This is a genomic window from Paenibacillus cineris, assembly GCF_018333335.1.
GTDB lineage: Bacteria > Bacillota > Bacilli > Paenibacillales > Paenibacillaceae > Paenibacillus_AQ > Paenibacillus_AQ favisporus.
Window position 1 is genome coordinate 1,203,543 of record NZ_BORU01000001.1, and the last position, 15,465, is coordinate 1,219,007.

The following is a 15,465-nucleotide window of genomic DNA, read 5'->3' on the forward strand; positions in this document are numbered from 1 at the left end:
AAAGACAAATGAATTTAAGGTTTTTGAAGGGTGGGAATCGGATGCAATCGACATGCAAAAATAAAGCGTACCTGGCGTTAATGCAGACTTCTAAAGAAATCCAGGAATGCATTAGAGCCGAGCTGGCGAAAACCGACCTTCACGTTACAGAATTTTCAGTATTGGAAGTCCTCTACTTCCATGGTAAGCAGACGATCCACGAAGTGGCGCAGCGCATTTTGGTGTCAAGCGGATCCATGACGTATGTGATCGATAAGCTGGAGCGCAAGAACATGCTCAAACGGGTACCGTGTCCTGACGACCGCCGGGTGATCCATCTGGTTCTTACCCCCGACGGGGAAGCGTTCATGCAGTCCATCATGCCGAGACATCAGGAGCGGGTGGAGCAGCTGTTCGGATCGCTGTCTGAAGAGGAGTCGGGAACCTTCGTACAGCTGCTCGGAAAAATCAAACATCAGCTTCATGTACAGGTTTAATCATCCTATCTAAAATAATGAAGATCACGGGAGGAATTTAAAATGAGTAAAAAAACGATGGGAATTCACCATATTACAGCTATTGTGGGTCATCCGCAGGAAAACGTCGATTTTTATGCCGGCGTATTGGGGCTTCGTCTGGTAAAGAAAACGGTCAACTTTGACGATCCGGGTACCTATCATTTGTACTTTGGCAATGAGGGCGGCAAACCGGGGACGATCATTACATTCTTCCCTTGGGCAAACGCGTATCAGGGCAAAATCGGCGACGGCCAGGTTGGAGTCACCTCTTATGTTGTGCCTGCCGATGCGATGTCCTTCTGGGAAAAACGGCTGGAGCAGTTTCAGGTTCCTTTTACAAAAACGCAGCGCTTTGGCGAAACGTACTTGACGTTTGACGATCCGCACGGACTCCATCTGGAAATCGTTGAGCGGGAGGAAGGCGAGCCTAACGCCTGGAGCTTTGGCGGCGTAACTGCGGACGTTGCGATCAAAGGATTCGGAGGCGCGACCCTGTATTCTGCGCATCCGGAGCAGACGGCGGAATTGCTGGAGAACGTGATGGGTCTGGAACTCATCGGCAAAGAAGGGGATTTGGCCCGGTATCGCTCTACTGCGGATATCGGCAACGTCATCGATCTGAAGCTGGCCTCGGCAGGCCGCGGTCAGATGGGGGTCGGAACGGTACACCATATTGCCTGGCGGGCCAAAGACGATCAGGATCAGTTGGACTGGCAAAGCTATGTTGCTGACAACGGCTATCACGTGACGCATGTGCGTGACCGCAACTATTTCAATGCCGTCTACTTTAAAGAGCATGGGGAAATCTTGTTTGAAATTGCCACCGATCCTCCAGGATTTGCCCACGACGAGTCTTTGGAAACGATGGGACAGCAGCTGATGCTGCCGGCGCAATACGAACCTCATCGCGCTGAGCTTGAACGGGTTCTGCTTCCGTTTGAAGTCAGAACACTGGACTAATTGAAGGGAGGGGCAACCCGCATGATATCCATCGATCCCAAAGCCCAGAGCGAAAGGGATAACTACAAGCTGCTGATTGGCAGCATCATTCCCAGGCCGATCGCGTTTGTAACGACGAAATCACAGGATGGCGTATTGAACGGAGCGCCGTTCAGCTACTTTAACATCGTGTCCAGTAACCCGCCGATGATTTCCCTGTCCATTCAGCGGTCAGGCGGCGAACCTAAGGATACGGCCAGAAACATTCGCGACCTCCAGGAGTTTGTCGTTCATATTGTGGATGAGCAGAATGTTCGCCAAGTGAACGAAACGGCAGCCAAGCTGCCTCCGGACCACAGCGAAATCGAAATAGCCGGGTTGACGCCAGTCGAAAGCACCAAAGTTTCTGTTCCGGGCATCGCCGAAGCCAAGATCCGGATGGAGTGTGTGCTCGAACAAGCGATTGAGCTGGGCGGAACGGGTTCTGACGGATGCGACTTCATTATCGGCCGAATCGTTCAGTTTCATATCCAGGAGGATCTGTATGAGAACGGCCGAATCGACGCCCGGCGTCTGGCAGCAGTAAGTCGGCTGGCCGGCAACCATTACGCGCGGATCGGGGACATATTCACGATTGAGCGCCCGCAGTAAGTTTGCTCGGATGGAACTGATAAAATGGCGGTGCAGGGGGTTATCCCTGCGCCGCCATTTTTGACTTCCAATCGGTTGCCGCCTCCCTTGGCAAATTACGGGCAAGCGAAGTGATCCGATCACAAGGCTCACCTTCTGGTTATAGGATTGTGCCCTTTCTTACCGGGTGTCGTAAAATGGTCCTTGCCTTCTCCGGAGGGGTGCTCATGATATCGGAAATATAAATTTCATGATGAAGCCCGTTTTGCACCAGGTTATGGTCCTTCATAAATGCCTCAATCAAATCCACGGTTTCCTGCTCCCGATCATAGGGGCCGTTATGCATCATTTGCACGCATTTACCCTCGTTGATCGTTTCTAGGACGATAGACTGAATGAGCGGATTGTCCATGCTCGCATTTATTTTGGTCCTCTCCCAATGGTTCTCTGTCACGTAGTCGGGAACTCGTATGAGCAGTTTCCAATACCATTGCTCCATTGGCACTTCCCGAACAGGCTTATTGCCATCCACCCACCAGAGCCCCTCCAGAACCGGCACGATAAAATCTTTGCCTTCCTTCATCATCAGTGACTTGACTCCGTATGCAGAGGCGTGAAGTGCTTGTATAGCAGCCAGGTGGGCAGATCCACCAGGGGCACCCTGATCGGAAATGGTAAGATAAAGGTTGCTTTCAAGCTCGATCAGTTCGGGGTGATCCGGAGCGTGATAATACTTGTTGTCTGTAATCATTAGATTCATCAATGTTTGCCTCTCCTTTCGTTTAAGGTGCAGTGACATTGTACTATACCGTTTACGACATCATTATGTCATGAACAGTTTGGGTTTTTTAGGCGAACGTTTTGTGTTTTAATGAGTGTGTATTGAACTAAAGAATGAAGCGGAAATGGGGGACAAGGGCCTTGAAAATCGACAGGCTTCTTGCTATCGTGACGCTGCTGTTGGGGCGCGATAGAATAAGCGGCAAGGAACTCGCCGAACGTTTTGAGGTATCGGTCCGGACGATCTGCCGAGATATCGACGCAATCAATAAGGCAGGTATCCCTATCGTATCCTATACAGGGAACGCTGGGGGTTACGGACTGATTGATCATTATAAACTTGATCGTCAACTGCTGACTTTTGAAGAACTGTTCGTGATTGAGACAGCCCTGAACGGGATGCTCTCCTCACTGGATGATCAGAAGATCCAACTGTTAATGGATAAGGTACAAGCTCTTATCGTAAAAGCGGAACGGGATCAAATGCAGGAGCATAAGCAGAAAATGATCGTAGACTTTAATCCGTGGGGGCACGGACGATCGGAACAAGACAAGATAGAACAATTGCGCGGAGCCATAAAGGACAACCTGATGGTTGAATTTGATTACCCAAACACGATTGGCGAATATCATGCTCGCAAAATAGAACCGATGACGATAGCATTGAAAGGTTATCATTGGTACGTGTACGGGTATTGTACGACTCGGAACAATTATCGAATCTTTCGATTATCCCGAATAAACAACCTGCGGATTGCCTTAGAGAGCTTTGTTCGCCGAGATAAAACGATCGAAGACTTCGAGGATTTATGGAACGATCGCGGTCCGGTTACTCATTTGGAGTTACATTTTCAGCCGCAGGTAAGAACGAGAGTACAGGACTACTTCCAAGCGGAATCGATCACCCATTTACCTGACGGCTCGCTTCAAGTTAAAGGGGAGTTTCTGGAGGATAGTTGGCTATATGATACGATTCTAAGTTTTGGGCCGAATGTTCTCGTATTGGAACCTGAACACATAAGGGCAGAGATCGCCGATCGAGTACGCAGAACTGCTCAATTATATGATAAATGATTTAACTCCTGACCATTGAAAAGACGTGACTGGATTGGTCGTTAACAGCGACCAGCCTTCCAGTACACGTCTCACGCTTTACCATGACATGCTGCTCAAGTGAGGTTCACGATAGCCCGGCCCCGCATGCGGCCTTGAAGTATTTGAGTCAACGCGTCCGGCAGATCGGACAGCGCAATCTCGTGAACGACGGAATCGAGCATGTCTTCTTCCGGCAGCCACTCGGCCGCAATCCGTCCCCATACCTTGCGCCGGAGCTCCATAGGGCACTGCACCGAGTCAATGCCGAGCAGATTAACGCCGCGTAAAATAAACGGAAGCACCGATGAGGCGAAGTCCATTCCCCCGGTAAAACCGCTGACTGCGACAGAGCCTCCGTAACGGACCGATCTTAGGACATGAGGCAGAAGAGCCCCGCCTACCGGATCGACCGCACCGGCCCATCGTTCCTGCTGAAGGGCGCGTCCTTCAGGCAATTCCAGCTCCTGGGGCGAGATGGATTCGGCGGCGCCTAGTTTTTTTAAATAATCGGCTTCAGCGCTTTTGCGGGAGCTGGCCGTCACGTCATAACCCGACCGCGCCAGCATGGCGACGGCCCAGCTTCCCACGCCGCCGGTGGCACCGGTCACGAGCACAGGGCCTTGGCCGGTAGCCAGTCCGTTCTCCTCCATCCGGTGAATGGATAAGGCAGCGGTGAACCCGGCGGTGCCGACCGCCATCGCTGCCTTCGCCGACATACCCGGCGGCAGGGGCACGACCCAAGCAGCGGGCACCCGCGTCATCTGGCTGAAACCGCCCGGATGGGATACCCCCAATCCGTATCCTGTAACGAGGACTTCGTCTCCCTCACAGAATGCCGGGTCAGACGAAGCGACGACGGTTCCGGCTAAGTCAATTCCCGGAATATGCGGGTAACTGTTCACGATATGGCCTCCAGGGATGCTGGCCAGCCCGTCTTTATAATTCACGCCTGAGTATGCAACACGGATCGTTACGTCCCCTTCCGGCAGATCGTCCAGTGAATAGCCCCGTACTTCCGGCTTCAGTTCTTCCCCTTTCCAATCTACTGTTAATGCTTGATAAGTGTTCATTTGGATGCCGCCTCTCTTAAATAATGATGGATGATTTGCAGAAAATTAAGCTCTAAGCATGGATGCAGCGTGTCGGATTCAGCTCGGTCCGATCGAATCAACAAACTCTTTGAGTTCCAGATTAAAGCGCTCCGGCTGATCCCAAAAGACCGCATGCCCTGCTTCTTCATACAGGGATACCCTGGAATGGGGGATGATTTCAGCGGTTCGCCGACTGGCTTCAAGCTTCACGGTGCAATCCTGGGCTCCGTGCGTGATCCGAACGGGCTTCGTCATCGATGACAATACATCGTCGTTCGTGATCTGCCTGTTAAAGATTCCTTGATGTACGAATGCCGGAACGACCACATTGGATCCGAGAAAGAGATAGTGCTCCTCGCGGGTCAAAGTATGATAAAACACGCTTTGCTCCAGCCATTGCTCCAACGAGTTAATCCGAACCATCGGTTCGTCAGAGAAGAGGCTCGCCGACATGTTCAGCGTGTCGCTTCCCATATCCGCGGTCAAAGCTTCCTTGCCAAGCCGGGTTAAGGCACCCGCAAACAGGACTCCTCCAATCTCGTTCTCCCCATACTCCCGGATATAGTCGAGAAGGGGGATTCCCGCGAATGACCAGCCGACCAATACCGGTTGAATCAATCCCAGCTCCCGAATGACGGCATGAATATCCTCCGCCCACAGCCGTCCGTCGGCATACCCCTGAGCCGGTTTATCCGATTGACCGTGTCCGCGAAAATCCATCGTTACCAGGCGGTAGTCCAGGGCAAGCTCCGAATGAATCTGCTTCTTCCAACACAAGCTGCACTGCGATCCGCCGTGCAGGAACAGCAGCGGGCGGCCATGGACATTGCCCGATTCCTCGACATGGAGCTTAACGCCGCCGCCCCCAGTTACCGTAAAAGACACGGGCTGCCGCAAGTGGTTTAGCATCTGCTTATCGAACGTCATCGGCGATCCCTCCTTATAGTTAGAATCGTATCCTTGTTCGTTCATTTCGTCTAATTTATAATTCGTATATAAATCATGCATAAATGTAATGGATGAGGAGGGGATGAAAATCGAGTGGCAGCAGATTGAGTATTTTATTGCGGTGGCGAAGCTGCAGCATATGACGAAGGCGGCACAGCAGTTATCCCTGTCCCAGCCTGCCTTGAGCCGTTCCATCGCAGGCTTGGAGAAGGAGCTGGGCGTGGCTTTGTTCGAACGGAGCGGACGTAATCTGGTCCTGAACCGGTTCGGGCGCCTTTTTCTGGAACGGGCCGAACAAGCTTTTCGTGAAATTGAGCAAGCCAAACAGGAGATCGCGAACCAAATCCATCCGGAGGCGGGTGTGATTTCCCTTAGCTTCCTGCATACGCTCGGAGCTCAGCTGATCCCCAGCCTGCTCGGTTCCTTCCGGGAGCGTTATACCGATATCCGTTTTGAGCTTCATGAGAGCTCCAATCAACAATTGCTTACGCTCATCTCCAATCACGAATGCGATTTCGGCCTTTCCACGCCCGAGCTGCTGGATGACAAGTTCAACTGGCATTTGCTCGGCATGCCCGAATTATTTCTGGCCCTTCCGCAGCATCATCGGTGGAGCAGCAAAAGCCAAATCAGTCTGGAGGAGCTGCAGGATGAGCCTTTTGTCGGTTTAAAGACGTCCTGCGGGTTAAATTTCACCATCAACCAATTGTTCGAAAAAAAACAGATTCGCCCGAACACCGTATTTGAAGCGGACGAATTGGATACGGTGGCCGGGCTCGTTTCTGCGGGTTTTGGAGTTGCCTTGCTGCCGAAGACGATAGGTGTTCAAAATCATCATTTGCACTGGGTGAAGGTCGATGACCCGGCATGCAAGCTTCCGATCGGCGTAGTGTGGAAAAAAGACAGGCCGCTTACCCCGGTATCGGAAACTTTCCTTGACTTCATCCGCGAAAAATACCCCTTGGTCCAACAGGAGTAATGCTGTATCATTTCATCGCATTTTGGAAATACCGCCGCTGATCAGATTCACCTTGACGGTAATGATACCAATGCTGCCCCGATCCAGCTTTAATTGTCCATTGGCGCTGAGTTCCTGCCATTCCTTGGGCATGCTGCGGTACAGCTTTGCCGACAGGCTGTACACGTCAATGTCCTTCTCCAACCCCTTTACATACGTGTCCATGATCTGATTTTTGACTTCTTTGGCAGCCTGCAGCTCAAGCTGTTGTCGATGAAGGCTTGTGCTCAGCTGCGGAAGCGTACCCTGCATGGAAACCTTGATATCGAAGACAGGTTTCCCGTTGACGAGGCGCGGACGGATCGACGATTTGATGTTGTTCATGACTATAACGGCTTTGATTTTCTTTTTTTCCTTGATGATCAGGGGCGTTCTTATCGTTTTTTTCTCCGTCCAGCGGAGTCCCAGGATATCTTGGGCCGGAAGACAGCTCCGGAACTTCTGATGATCCAGAAAGCATACGCCGGCCATGCTGTTGTTAGGGGACGGCTTCTGGTTGTCGGTCCAACCCGATACGGTTTCCAGGTAAGGCAGATGGACCGTTTCACCTTTTTCTTTCCATTTCCAAATGAATTTGTACATATACAGCGGGGCGACGATGGAGCTTTGTTCATAAGACCGCATCGGGCTGTTCAGCTGCGAGTATATGGCGGACAGTTCGCTGGTTGACGTCGCATTGAGCACCCGCTCCAAGGGTTCCCTGGTGGCCATTGCCCATACGGTATAACGAAACTCGTAATACCGGTCCCATACGTCAAAAACCTGATCGATCAGTCCGTGCTTTAATGCATTCTCGGTAAAGACAACCGACTTCACGTTGCTCCAGACAATTCGCTGCGGACTCGATTCGTACAGATTGAATACCGCGGCGTCGAACGCATCACCTTCAGCTTTCCCGACATAGGTCTTCTGCTGTTGGGCCTGCCCCGATTCTTTCTTGGCAATCCCTCCAAAGTTGACCATTTGGATGTACACGACGACTTTGTCTTTGACATAATCTACGCCTAGTGTATTTACATAGATCATATGATCGATTTCCCTCGTTCCCCAGCAGCCGGTCAGCAGCGTGGAGAGCAGGATCACAGTTAAAATGCATCTTATCGTTCTCATGCCTCTACTCATCCTTTGTTTCCGGATTGGTCGGTGAATTTTCCTTTGCCCCAAGGCATGCGGAAAAGGACCTTAAACCATTCCTTAAATTGCGGTGGGGATAGAGGGGCCAAATAAGGGGTGCCAAAGGATCGAAGATTGACCAGGAACAGTATGAGCGCCATCAGACTCGACAGCGTGCCGAACAGTCCGAGAAACCCGCTGATCAGCAGAATCACAAGCCTTAGCAGGCTGACCACCGTGACCAAGGACTGGTTCACCAGCGTAAAGGTGGAGACGACCGAAATCGCCGTAACGACGATGGTCCCCGGTGCCGCGATCCCTGCGCTGATGGCCGCCTGGCCAATAATCAACCCGCCGACGACCGACAGGGTCTGTCCGAAGGATGAAGGCAGTCTCATCCCCGCCTCCCTGAAAATCTCAAAGAGCAGCAGGCTCACCACGGCCTCCAATGGGACCGGGAGCGGCACGCCTTGCCTGGAGTTGACGATGGTCGCCAGCAGGGTGAAGGGGATCTGATCCTGGTGGTATGTCGTAATCGCCGTCCAGAAGCCCGGCAAAAAAAGCGACAGCATGACCCCGCTTATCCTCAGTAACCTGGTGAAGGCCACGAAGACATTGACGTAATGTGCGTCTTCCGACGTGTTAAGCAGAAGATTAAAGGTCACGGGGGCAAAGACCACCGTCGGCGAACCATTCATCACTAGTACGAATTTGCCATGAAGCAATGCGTTAACGGCGTAGTCCGGCCGGCCCGTATAGGACATTAGCGGAAAAAAGGAAAAGCCTGTCAACGTTTCTTCCAGCTGCGTATTGCTGATCAGGCCCTTGGTACGTACGTGCGTAAGCCTGGAGCGAATTTCATCAAGTACGTTCTTCTGAATTTCACCCTTATGGTACATCAGAAATACCTCGGTCGACGTTTCGGATCCGATCGTGAACGCTTCAACCGCCAGCATCTCAGTCTTGAGCCTTCTTCGAATCAAGGCCAGATTGGTGTATGCATCTTCGACAAATCCGTCCCGCGGTCCGCGGGTCGACACCTCTGTATTAGGTTCCTCCGGCTGCCGTAAGGGCGGATCGGCTACAGTCACCGAGTAAATCTGATAAGTAGGTTTAAATAGGAGCAGAAGATTTCCGTTCAGCACGGTTTCCTTGATGGCATTTTCCCGGTTTTTTTCAGGCAGGGCCTGCATGTGAAACGGAACTTTCTGCTGCAGGTTCATCTGGTCGGATCGAAAAATATCTTCAGAAATGTCCTTCAGCGCAGGAATGATACCCTGCTCCACTTTGTTGACGTCACACAACCCTTGGCAGTACAGCAGCTGAACGCTGTAGTCTGCATTGGATAGCTTGAGGGTTATATTCTTAATATCCGCGCTCGCATCGAATAAGCGGGTGACCAAAGCATCGATCGCTGAACCGTTCCGGCTGCTTTTTCTCATCATGACGCCGCTTTCCCCCTTCGCTGAGCCAGCAGGAGCAGTCCAGTCATAATAACGGATAACGCCAGCACTCCCCACAGCGATATAGGGAGCAAATAGTTTGTCATTATTCGTAGAAATGCCTGATCGCTGATCGGCATGGTCGAGATGAAGGTGATGACCGCGTAAAGGCAGCTAAGCATCCAGGCTTTTCCCTTTTTGCTCTGAATCCGGAATACATCCAGAATGAGAAACATGGAGAGGGATATCCGGATGAACGCGCCGCTGAACCATTGGTACACGCTGAAAAAGTCCAAGTGCTCGATGTAGCGGCCGATCGTGAGCAGTCTCCATTCCTCGTAAGCTGGAAACCTCAGCTTGGCCGCTTCGTCCGTCCCGAATTCCGTGATGGCACCGATAAGCGGCCCCATAGTGAGACCCGCCAGCAGAAGTATGATGATCATAAAGGATAGATACGACAGGCGGGTTTTGATGTGATGATGCATGAAGAACAGCATGATCACTTCCGCGAAGCCGGCCCCCACATAGATCACGCCGCTCCAGACGGGCTGCATGCCATAGGCGAGAAGCGGTTTAAGCAAGGAGTAGTCTTTATGCATAGTGTTCGAAAACATGACGAAAAAGCCGAGCAGGATGACAATGGGCAGCAGGATGCTGGACGTATTGGCGATCGATTGGATACCAAGGTACGCGTTGACCACCGATATGAAAAGAAAGATCAACGCAAACACCAGAATCGGTGTTTCAGGAGAAAAGGTCTGGTGAATCCAGTAAACAGTGTCCCGGGTCGTGATCGTGCAAATCGCAAAGAGGTAGATCGCTGCCGCTCCGGCCAGCAGGCGCCCTACAAGAGGATGGTAAGCCTTTGAGACGATGTCAAATATCGGACGCTTGCCGATTTTGCTGATTCCTAAGTGCAGGATGACAATCCACGCCAGCGAGCATGCCGCCGCAACAATTACAGACATCCAGGCGTCCCGATCAGCGGCATCCAGCAGGACCGGGATAATGATGACATGGTTCATCAGCCCCGTGCTGAGCATCAAGATCATGACCGATTGAACGAACGAAATTTGGGGTTTCATGATCCTCATCCTCCTGCTTTGGCAATCTTTCCTTCTTATAATGGGATATTTTAGAAGAATTATACAGAGTGCCTTGTTTATGACGTGACACTGCGACCGCTTTGCTTTAGGAATATGATTAGCAAAATTAACCTAAGGCGGATCTTGTCATGTTATGGGTACTGGAATTGTTGAGCATGGCGGCGAACCTGATCATGGGATGTATGTTGTTCGAGATATAACTTCAAGCAAAAAACAGCCATTTGCCTGTATGTAACCGGCAAATGGCTGTTTTTGTGTTGGGTCAACATGCGAAAAGAGCGGAGCGCCGCATCCGGGTTCCGCTAACCGCTTTGGCTGGTGCTCTGAAGCCAATGCCTTTTGCGGTAGGCACCCGGCGTGATGCCGGTCACCTTTTTAAAGGTCCGGTTGAAAGAGGTGATATTGAGGTACCCAACCTGCTGGCTGATTTCATTGACAGTCAGGCTGGTGCAGGCGAGCAGCTCGCGCGCCTTTTCCATCCGGATGCCCTGCATATGGTCGCTGAAATTCAAGCCGGTCTTGTCTTTGATATAGGCGGATAAATAGGTGCTCGTCAGATTGAATTTGGCCGACAGGTAATCCAGGGACAAATCCTCCGCGTACTGGGTCTGCATGACCTTCAGCAGCTTGGAGATCAGCGGCTCTTCCCGCGCATCCCACTTGGAACGCAGCAGAGAGCAGGCTGCTTCGAGCAGCTGGCGGAAGACTTGTCGGTAATCGGTGACGCACTGGCAGTCCTGCAGCCCGCGGGTCCACTGCTTCAGCGACTGAATCTTCGTTGGTTCCACCTGGGCGGCTTCCACGAAGTAGATGACCCGCGAGGCGATGGAATCGGCGAAGAAGCGGAATTGGCCGATGCCGGCTTCCTTGCGCAGCATGAAGTCCAGCGCCTGGTCGATCAGCTGCAGGCAGCGGACGTCCTGGCCCGATTGCAGGGAAGCGGTGAATTCACGCTCCTGAGCCGGGCTTAGGGATACGGAAGCGGGAAGGGAGCGGCTGCCGGTAATCAGCTGGGTCTCCTCGACCAATTTGGCCTGGGCCGTCCACGACCGCAGCTCATGGTAAGCCCGGCTGAACTCCGATACCTGGTGGATATCGCCGCTGACGGCAATGCTGACCAGAATCTGGTCCTTCTCCGCCTCCAGCATGCTGCGGATCTCTTCCAGAAAGGGATAAGTCGAGCTTGAGGATGCTCCCTTCATAATAGATATAATTTCATTTTTCTCCAGCTGGAACGTATGGGAGCCCTCGAACTGCCCGGTCGTCAGGATATGAATATGGTCCAGCAGATGCCTGACGGCTGTATCGGCGTGCACAGGCAAATCTGCCGTATGGGATAAGCGGAACCGGATGTGATACAGCACCACGACATAGCGTTCGTCCGCCGTCAGGAAGTCCTTCCATTCGTTGATATCCGTGTTGATGTTTTTAAGGCGGCTGATATACGAATAGCTGGTCAGTACGGACCGCTGCTGTTGGAGCTTGGCCCGGATCTCGTTTTTGTCCCGCTGCAGCTCGTGGATCCTCTCCGCGATCAGATCATATTCCATCGCGCCCTTCCGCAAGGGTGCAGGGGCTGCATCAAAGGGTTTATGGTCCAGCATGGCGGACAGCATGCGCTTGACGGGCGTATGCAGCTTGCGGCTGAGGAGGATGGAAACGCCTACAGAAACGGCGAGCGTCAGCATGAAGATGACCAGGACGGTTCCTGTCACCCGGCTGAACTGCGAGGAGACATGCTTGTAGGGTACGGCCGTAATATAGGTCAGCCCTTGGTCCGACGATGTTTTGAAGTAATAGGTATCGTCAAAGAGCATCTGCAGCTGTCCCGGCTTGAATTCAGGCAGCGTATCCATGCTGATTTTTCCATGCTGATACAGCAGGTTTCCCTCCGGGTCCATGATTCCTACCGTCCGGTTCTGGGTGTTGCCGAAAAATGAACTGGCCGCTTTTTCAATGTCGATCAATGCGATCACCTGATATCGCCCGGCAGGCGGCTGGTACACGTAAGGCAGCAGCTGCTTGGCATCCGGCACCGTGACATTGACGTGAAACGGCGACGCCGGCAGCAGCCGGAACGTCTGGGGATCAGACGGACCGGAGGCGGCCTGCCAGAAATGCTGCGGGTACGCGGAGCTGGCATAGAGATGGCTGAACAGGTAAGAAGCGCTGCTGCTTCCGGATTTGCTGAGGGCAAAATCTTTTTCGTCAAAATAAATAATGACGTCTTCCAGGTAAAAGAGGGGGTTGTATACATCCCTTCTCATTTGGAGAATCACGCTTCGGGCTTTGAGATAATCGACGTTTTGGCTCTCTGCGCTGTGAAGCTGGCTGTTAAAGCCGATCAAGTCCTCCTGGTTGTACAGATCGTACAGCAGCACCTGCAGACGCTGGAGCTGATTGGTGAAGCGGCCCGCCGCATCGTGCAGATCACTCTGGTTCGACTGGATGATTTCTTCCTGAAGCGTTCCTTTAAACATATGGTAAATGGCCGTATAAACCCCGCCAAACAGCAGGATCAGCGCAAGAAAACTAACGAAAATCTGGACGAACAGCGAGCGCCTGCGTTCCTTGATCCAGCTAATCATCACCGCTTAAGCTCCCTTCAAACCATTTTGGCATGGATACCTATCCCATTAATGTAACGGCTCACTATTAAGTCGATTGGGCGCGGATGTTAAGAGAACGTAAAAATTGTATATGCAAATTTTATGATTTAGTTTGATTATTCATGATTTCCGGACTGCAAGTTAGAAGAGTTGGGAGATGGGTAAGCATCTTGAAAATTGTCCATAGCGGCGTGCGGCAATGCTGTGTCATGATGCATTCGTGTCAGATAGCGTCCAGCATGGGGCATGAATCTTGCACAGAAGATCAAGGGGGAGGGAAATTCGTTGTGGACAGCCAAACGGCGGTGAACAAGATGGCCGGCAAGGGCGGCAGCATGTACGAGAATAACGGACGAGGGAGCAGCCGGGCGGCGGCATGGCTCAGGAATTGGCAGCTGTATCTGTTGATTGCCCCGGTTCTGGGTTACTTTATCGTCTTCCACTATATTCCCATGTACGGCGTGCAGATCGCATTCAAGGATTACATCGCCTCGAAAGGCATCACGGGGAGTCCTTGGGTCGGACTCAAGCATATCGAACGTTTTTTTGACAGCTTTTATTTTGCGCGCATTCTGTGGAACACGCTTGGCATCGGGGTGTATGAGTTGATCGCTGGTTTTCCGGTTCCGATCATGCTGGCGCTCCTGCTGCATGAGGTGCGTTCATCCAAGTTCCGGCGATTCGTCCAGACGGTGACTTATGCCCCGCATTTTTTATCGACTGTGGTTGTGGTCGGCATGCTGATGATGTTTCTGTCTCCGGTCAGCGGGCTCGTCAATGCGGTTATCGTATGGCTTGGCGGCCAGCCGGTTGCTTTTCTGACCGAACCGTCATGGTTCAAGAGCATCTATGTCTGGTCAGGCGTGTGGCAGAGCATGGGCTGGAGCTCGATCATTTATTTGGCCGCCTTGTCCGGGATTGACCCGCAGCTTCATGAAGCGGCCAAGGTGGACGGTGCCGGCAGGCTCAAACGGATGTGGCACATCAATTTGCCGGGCATCGCGCCGACGATCGTCGTTCTGCTCATTTTGAACATCGGATCGATTTTGGGCGTCGGTTTTGAAAAGGTGTTCCTGATGCAAAATTCGCTCAATATGGAAGCGTCGGACGTCATTGCCACCAACGTATACCGCAGCGGCATTTTGGGGGCGCAGTACAGCTATTCCGCCGCCGTGGGTCTGTTCAATGCCGTCGTCAATTTCGTGCTGCTCCTGACCGTAAACCGGATCGCGCGCAAAATGGGCGGAAGCAGCCTATGGTAATCTTGACTAGACAACGGAAGGAGGGTCATCCATGCTGGAGACCAGGTCCGAACGGATCACGGGTATAGGCATCTACGTTCTGTTGGGGGTCGTCACCCTGATCGTCCTGTATCCGCTGTTCTTTGTGCTGATCGCATCGGTCAGCCATCCCGGGTCGGTGATCCGGGGAGAGGTCTGGCTGTGGCCCAAAGGGTTCTCGCTCGTTGGTTATGAACGCCTGTTTGGGAACAAAGAGCTGCTCCGTGGCTTTATGAACACGGTTATGTACACAGTTGCCGGAACCGCGCTCAATGTGGTGATGACCGTGGCGGGGGCTTACCCGCTGTCCCGCACGGACTTTAAAGGCAGGCACTTCTTTACGTTCCTGATCGTGTTTACGATGTTTTTTGGCGGCGGCATGATTCCGACATACCTGCTGATCAAAAGCCTCGGGCTGCTCAATACGTTCTGGGCCATGATTATTCCGTCCGCCGTCTCGGTATGGAACATTCTGATCATGCGCACGTTTTTTCAATCCTCCATCCCCAAGGAAGTTCAAGAAGCGGCTTTCATGGATGGATGCTCCAATATTAAAATTTTGCTCAAAGTCGTACTGCCCCTGTCGGGACCGGTACTCGCGGTCATGGTGCTGTTCTACGCGGTCGGACATTGGAATGCTTACTTCAGCGCACTGCTCTATTTGTCGGACCGGGATTTGTATCCGATGCAGCTGTTTCTGCGCGAGATTCTGGTACAGAACCAGATGCAGGAGATGGTCGACATCAGCGATGATACGCTGGCCCGCAGTCTGATGGATGCCGAGGCGATCAAATATGCGGCGGTTATTGTCACGAATCTGCCGATGCTCATTCTTTACCCTTTTCTGCAAAAGTATTTCGTCAAAGGTGTCATGGTTGGTGCGATTAAAGGCTGATCAGGTTCAAATCTAAACGTTA

The 15,465-nt window shown here is 52.2% G+C and carries 14 protein-coding genes; 7 read left to right on the plus strand and 7 right to left on the minus strand.

Features of this window, described 5'->3' with window-relative positions; all coding sequences use genetic code 11:
- The first annotated feature begins 41 nt into the window (after positions 1-41).
- From KI379_RS05925 to KI379_RS05935, 3 genes are read left to right on the plus strand one after another with little or no spacing between them, the layout of a single operon-like run.
- Positions 42-476, plus strand: coding sequence for a MarR family winged helix-turn-helix transcriptional regulator (locus tag KI379_RS05925; protein WP_089546314.1), 435 nt, complete (start codon positions 42-44; stop codon positions 474-476).
- 42 nt (positions 477-518) lie between these two features.
- The gene (locus KI379_RS05930; protein ID WP_076168904.1) at positions 519-1,457 is read left to right on the plus strand and encodes a ring-cleaving dioxygenase; all 939 of its coding nucleotides are present in this window, start codon (positions 519-521) and stop codon (positions 1,455-1,457) included.
- A 21-nt stretch (positions 1,458-1,478) separates the two neighbouring features.
- Complete coding sequence (locus tag KI379_RS05935) at positions 1,479-2,087, plus strand: flavin reductase family protein (protein WP_212983047.1); 609 nt, start codon at positions 1,479-1,481, stop codon at positions 2,085-2,087.
- A gap of 139 nt (positions 2,088-2,226) precedes the next feature.
- On the opposite strand, the gene KI379_RS05940 is transcribed toward KI379_RS05935, so the two are convergent.
- Complete coding sequence (locus tag KI379_RS05940) at positions 2,227-2,826, minus strand: GyrI-like domain-containing protein (protein WP_212983048.1); 600 nt, start codon at positions 2,824-2,826, stop codon at positions 2,227-2,229.
- 161 nt (positions 2,827-2,987) lie between these two features.
- Here KI379_RS05940 and KI379_RS05945 point away from each other — a divergent pair, with 161 nt between their 5' ends.
- A complete protein-coding gene (locus KI379_RS05945; protein ID WP_212983049.1) occupies positions 2,988-3,920 on the plus strand; it encodes a helix-turn-helix transcriptional regulator in 933 nt (310 codons plus the stop codon).
- A 95-nt stretch (positions 3,921-4,015) separates the two neighbouring features.
- Here the strand turns inward: KI379_RS05945 and KI379_RS05950 are convergent, their stop codons facing one another.
- Together KI379_RS05950 and KI379_RS05955 are read right to left on the minus strand one after the other, a co-directional pair.
- The gene (locus tag KI379_RS05950) at positions 4,016-5,011 is read right to left on the minus strand and encodes an acrylyl-CoA reductase family protein (protein WP_212983050.1); all 996 of its coding nucleotides are present in this window, start codon (positions 5,009-5,011) and stop codon (positions 4,016-4,018) included.
- A gap of 78 nt (positions 5,012-5,089) precedes the next feature.
- On the minus strand, positions 5,090-5,959 hold the full coding sequence (locus tag KI379_RS05955; protein WP_212983051.1) for an alpha/beta fold hydrolase: 870 nt from the start codon (positions 5,957-5,959) through the stop codon (positions 5,090-5,092).
- Between the two features lie 103 nt (positions 5,960-6,062).
- Here KI379_RS05955 and KI379_RS05960 point away from each other — a divergent pair, with 103 nt between their 5' ends.
- On the plus strand, positions 6,063-6,959 hold the full coding sequence (locus KI379_RS05960) for a LysR family transcriptional regulator (protein WP_212983052.1): 897 nt from the start codon (positions 6,063-6,065) through the stop codon (positions 6,957-6,959).
- Between the two features lie 12 nt (positions 6,960-6,971).
- Here KI379_RS05960 and KI379_RS05965 read toward each other — a convergent pair whose 3' ends face one another.
- The 4 genes from KI379_RS05965 to KI379_RS05980 form a co-directional block, all read right to left on the minus strand.
- A complete protein-coding gene (locus KI379_RS05965; protein WP_212983053.1) occupies positions 6,972-8,108 on the minus strand; it encodes a Ger(x)C family spore germination protein in 1,137 nt (378 codons plus the stop codon).
- A gap of 8 nt (positions 8,109-8,116) precedes the next feature.
- The gene (locus KI379_RS05970) at positions 8,117-9,556 is read right to left on the minus strand and encodes a spore germination protein (protein WP_212983054.1); all 1,440 of its coding nucleotides are present in this window, start codon (positions 9,554-9,556) and stop codon (positions 8,117-8,119) included.
- A complete protein-coding gene (locus tag KI379_RS05975; protein WP_244879205.1) occupies positions 9,553-10,638 on the minus strand; it encodes a GerAB/ArcD/ProY family transporter in 1,086 nt (361 codons plus the stop codon). Before KI379_RS05975 ends, KI379_RS05970 begins: the two co-directional genes overlap by 4 nt.
- 323 nt (positions 10,639-10,961) lie before the next feature.
- Positions 10,962-13,247, minus strand: coding sequence for a helix-turn-helix domain-containing protein (locus tag KI379_RS05980; RefSeq protein WP_244879349.1), 2,286 nt, complete (start codon positions 13,245-13,247; stop codon positions 10,962-10,964).
- A gap of 356 nt (positions 13,248-13,603) precedes the next feature.
- On the opposite strand from KI379_RS05980, the gene KI379_RS05985 reads away from it, so the two are divergent.
- On the plus strand, positions 13,604-14,530 hold the full coding sequence (locus KI379_RS05985; protein WP_244879350.1) for an ABC transporter permease: 927 nt from the start codon (positions 13,604-13,606) through the stop codon (positions 14,528-14,530).
- 31 nt (positions 14,531-14,561) lie between these two features.
- Positions 14,562-15,443, plus strand: a complete 882-nt coding sequence (locus KI379_RS05990) for a carbohydrate ABC transporter permease (RefSeq protein WP_163877449.1) — start codon at positions 14,562-14,564, stop codon at positions 15,441-15,443.
- The last annotated feature ends 22 nt before the right edge of the window (positions 15,444-15,465 follow it).